Source organism: Muricoccus nepalensis (assembly GCF_006438825.1).
Classification (GTDB): Bacteria; Pseudomonadota; Alphaproteobacteria; order Acetobacterales; family Acetobacteraceae; genus Roseomonas; species Roseomonas nepalensis.
In genome coordinates this window covers 1-3,824 of sequence record NZ_RCZP01000099.1, presented here as the reverse complement: position 1 = coordinate 3,824, position 3,824 = coordinate 1, and the positions used below count along the sequence as shown (strand labels likewise).

The 3,824-nt window shown below is 68.7% G+C and carries 6 protein-coding genes and 1 pseudogene; 1 reads left to right on the top strand and 6 read right to left on the bottom strand.

Features of this window, described 5'->3' with window-relative positions; all coding sequences use genetic code 11:
- On the bottom strand, positions 1–213 hold a 213-nt coding region (locus tag EAH89_RS30515; protein ID WP_140887895.1), incomplete at its 3' end, for a transposase.
- A gap of 103 nt (positions 214–316) precedes the next feature.
- Between EAH89_RS30515 and EAH89_RS30510 the strand changes: the two are divergent.
- A pseudogene (locus EAH89_RS30510) lies at positions 317–637 on the top strand (AAA family ATPase); the annotation flags it as partial.
- A 71-nt stretch (positions 638–708) separates the two neighbouring features.
- Here the strand turns inward: EAH89_RS30510 and istB are convergent.
- The 5 genes from istB to EAH89_RS30490 all read right to left on the bottom strand — a co-directional run.
- Positions 709–1,572 (bottom strand): IS21-like element helper ATPase IstB, encoded by an 864-nt coding sequence (gene istB, locus EAH89_RS30505; RefSeq protein ID WP_140887893.1) that lies wholly within the window; start codon positions 1,570–1,572, stop codon positions 709–711.
- Complete coding sequence (gene istA, locus EAH89_RS30500; protein WP_140887891.1) at positions 1,569–2,828, bottom strand: IS21 family transposase; 1,260 nt, start codon at positions 2,826–2,828, stop codon at positions 1,569–1,571. The genes istB and istA overlap by 4 nt, the downstream gene beginning before the upstream one ends.
- Before the next feature lie 134 nt (positions 2,829–2,962).
- On the bottom strand, positions 2,963–3,130 hold the full coding sequence (locus tag EAH89_RS31685) for a hypothetical protein (protein WP_161993864.1): 168 nt from the start codon (positions 3,128–3,130) through the stop codon (positions 2,963–2,965).
- A 2-nt stretch (positions 3,131–3,132) separates the two neighbouring features.
- A complete protein-coding gene (locus EAH89_RS30495) occupies positions 3,133–3,516 on the bottom strand; it encodes an IS110 family transposase (RefSeq protein WP_277753920.1) in 384 nt (127 codons plus the stop codon).
- Between the two features lie 46 nt (positions 3,517–3,562).
- Positions 3,563–3,824: integrase core domain-containing protein (locus EAH89_RS30490; RefSeq protein WP_140887203.1), on the bottom strand; the 262-nt coding region annotated here is incomplete at its 5' end.

The following is a 3,824-nucleotide window of genomic DNA, read 5'->3' as shown; positions in this document are numbered from 1 at the left end:
CTCAAGCCGCATCTTGCGACGCCAGCCAAACACCTGCTGCGGGCAGACCTGCCAGCGGCGCGCCACCTCGGTGACCACCACGCCAGGCTGCAGCGTCTCCGAGACAATCCGCGCCTTGTCGTCGTCAGACCAAGTCCGCCGCCGGCCAGGTCCCGTCAGAACCTCAATCCGGCGGTACCCGCTACCCTTCGCGTCGTCCCTAACGTCGTCCATAGCGATAGCTCGAAGCCCTCCGCCCCAAGCCGATCCAGCACAATCAGAACCTACTCTGGAAGACGGGCCTCAAGGCTGCGCTTACCTTAGAACCAAGTCCGCCATGAGCTATCCCCTTCGTTTCCGTGGGGATTTTACGCGCCACCACCCCGGAGGTCGCCAGGGCGTGAGGTGTGGCTGCTACCTAAGACCGGACAAGACCACGCTCGTGAACTCGGTCCTGCGGGTGCTGCGCGCCAAGGGGGTGGAGGTGGCGCTCTGCGCGCCGACGGGGCGCGCCGCCAAGCGCCTGTCCGACAGCACGGGGATGGAAGCACGGACCATCCACCGCCTGCTGGAGACCGATCCCAAGACCGGCGGCTTCAAGCGCACGGAGGAGCGGCCGCTCGACTGCCAGCTTCTCGTGGTGGACGAGACCTCGATGGTGGACGTGTGTCAACGCCGGTTGGATCCTCCTCAGAAGTGCCGAAGTAAACTTCCCCAGTTGGCGGGCGGTCAGGTGGCGTTTGGCGCTGAAGGTCTGGCCTTGGGAGGCCGGCCTCGCCGGCGAGGCGGCACTTGGGTGAGGGCCGCGGACGGGACGCGCATGGTGTCTGGGACGAGGTCGACGTGCTGGCGCAGGCGGTAGCTCGAGCCCTCGATCTGCACCACCACGGCGTGGTGCAGCAGCCGGTCCAGCAGCGCCGTGGCGACCACGGGGTCACCGAACACCTCGCCCCACTCGGCAAAGCCCCGGTTCGAGGTGAGGATCATGGCGCCGCGCTCGTAGCGGGCGTTGACCAGCTGGAAGAACAGGTTGCCGTTGCTCGAGGTGATCGGCAGGTAGCCGATCTCGTCGACGATGAGCAGCGAGGCCCAGCACAGGAACCGGATCCGCTCGCGCAGGTTCCCCTCCCGCTCGGCGCGGGCAAGGGAGGCGACGATGTCGGCGAGAGAGGCGAAGTAGACGCTGTGACCGGCCCGGACGGCCTCCACGCCGAGGGCAACCGCCAGGTGGCTCTTGCCGGTCCCGGGCGGCCCGAGCAGGTGCACGACCTCGTGCCGGCGGATGAAGTCGAGTTCGGCCAGGGCCAGGATGCGGTTGCGGTCGAGGGATGGCTGGAACGAGAAGTCGAAGCTGGCCAGCGTCTTGACCACGCCAAGGCGCGCCATCTGCAGCGCCGCTTTGATCCGTCGTCCCTCGCGCAGCGTCAGCTCCTCGGCGAGCAGGGCATCGACCGCCTCCAGCGTGCCGATCTCACCGCGCTCGACCTGGCGCACGACGTGGTCGAGCACCTCGAGCGCGCGCGGCATGCGCAGCCCGACGAGGTTGCGGCGGACCCGCTCCAAAGTGGCGGGGGCTGGAGCGTCGTCCCTCATGAGCGGCTACCCTCCTCGGCCAGCCGTTGGGCAACGGCGGCGTAGAAGGCGAGCGGTCGGCGGGCGACGGTCTCGCCCGCACGGGTGGGGAGGACGGCGCCACTGGTCGCTGCGGGACGACTGGCTGGCGAGGAAAGCCGTCGGTGCCCACCGGCGACCCGGCGGTGGCCGCGGCCCTCCAGCACCGGGTGGCTTGCGACGAGGCGGCTCTCCTCGAAGATGCGCAGCTCGTCGGCGAGCAGGTGCACCTCGACGGCACGGCGGCGCGTGCTGTCCGGCACGCTGTAGAGGTTGCCATCCACCGAGACCATGCCGTCGCGGGTGATCCGCCGCTCCAGGCGCAGCGTGGCCTGGAAGGGGCCGGCGGGCAGCGCCCGCAGGGCTGGTCTCTCCTCGGCGAAGTGCTCGGCGACGACGCGGCGGGTGGTCGCGTGCACCCGGCGGTTGGCTACCTCGTCCAGCCACTGCCGGAGCTGGTCATTGAGATCGTCGAGGTTGCGGAAGCGGCGGGCGAGGAAGAAGTCCTCCCGCACGTAGCGGAACGGCCTCTCGACCTTTCCCTTGCTCTGCGGCCGGTAGGGACGGCACGCCCTCGGCAGGAAACCGTAGTGCCGCGCCATCTGCAACAGGGTGGGGTTGTAGGCGATGCCCTGCGCGTCCTCGCCGGTGACCGCGGTGCGCATGCGGTCGTAGAGGATCTCGGCCGGCACGCCGCCGAACGCGTCGAGGGCCGCGGCGTGGCACCGCAGCACGGTCGGCAGGTCCTGGTGCAGGACGAAGCGCGCCCACAGCATGCGGCTGTGCCCAAGAACCATGGAGAACAGCCAGACGATGCGCGCCACCCCGGGCTCGTCGGCGAACTCGGTCCGGAACTGCGCGAAGTCGACCTGCCCCTGCTGCCCGGGCGCGGTCTCGAAGCGCTGCTCGAAGCCGGGTGTCGCGGGAGGGCGGACGTCCCGCAGGAAGTCGGTCACCCGGGTGTAGCCACCCTCGTAGCCAAGGTCCCGCAGCTCCCGGTGCAGCCGCCGCCCGGTCAGGTCGGGAAACGCCGCCACCCGCTCGCGCAGGTAGCGGCTGAACGGGTCCAGCAACGTGCCCCGGGGCTGGCGCGGCCCATAGGCCGGCGGCTCCAGGCCGCGCTCGACGTATTTGCGCACCGTCTTGCGGTCGAGCCCGGTCCGCCGGGCAATGGCGGACACCGAAAGGCCCTGCCGGTGCAGGTCCAGGATCATGACGATCTCCCCAAGTCGGACCACCGGCGCCGCTCCCCTGCAGGACGGCAGCAGCATCGGTGACCCATGGCCGGTCGACCGAAAAATCCCGCCCGTCAGCCCCTCAGGCCACCTGGGGAAATTTCAGTCGGCACTTCTGGGGAGTGTCGTCCCGGCGCCTACAAGCGGCGCACCTCCGCCAGCTTAGCAACCAAGCTACTGATCACCGGATGCCCCTGCGCCAGCTCCTCTGCACGTTTAATCAAGGTATCCTTGTTGCCTGTGCCGAGGATCAGCCCGAAGGTCTTCAGCACGCTGCGGATCTGCGCATCGAGCTCGGTGCGCATTGTCACCAGCTGATGCCGCGCCCCCAGCATAGTGCGCCGTTCGAGCGAGCTGAGGCTCCGGGCGGCCACCTCGCAGACCAGCCCATGCGCAGCATCTCGGCAAGACCGTGGGCGTCGCTGCGGTCGGACTTGGCTGGGCGCATCGACAGTGCCGCGTGGGCGTGGCGAGCGTCCATCATCACCACGGGCAGTCCCGCAGCCTTCATCTCGTGGAACAACCACGGCGAGGTCGCACCGGTCTCCAGGCCCACCCGTATGGCCTGCGGTGCCTTGGCCCGGATCAAGCCCACCAGGGCGGCGGGCTCAGCCATGACCTTGCCCTCGAAGGTGACACCTCCCTTGGCGTCAATGATGCAGACGCTGATCGCCCCCAGCGAGACGTCCAGCGCGACATACTGACCTTCCCCCGCACGAGTGGACAGGGGTTACGGCCTACGCGGCCGCGGCGAGTTGTTCCATTTCAGCTGGGGCTTTGTAGCCGATCGCTGAGTGGAGGCGGGTTCGGTTGTAGAAGGCTTCGATGAAGGCGAAGAGGGCAGATCTTGCGGCTTGTCGGGTCGGGAACGGCTCGTCCTCCCCGAGTTCGGTCTTGAGGCTGCCAAAAAAGCTTTCCATGGGGGCGTTGTCCCAGCAATCACCTTTTCGGCTCATGGAGCAGAGCATGCCGTGCTTGGCGAGCAGGCGGCGGTAGCCG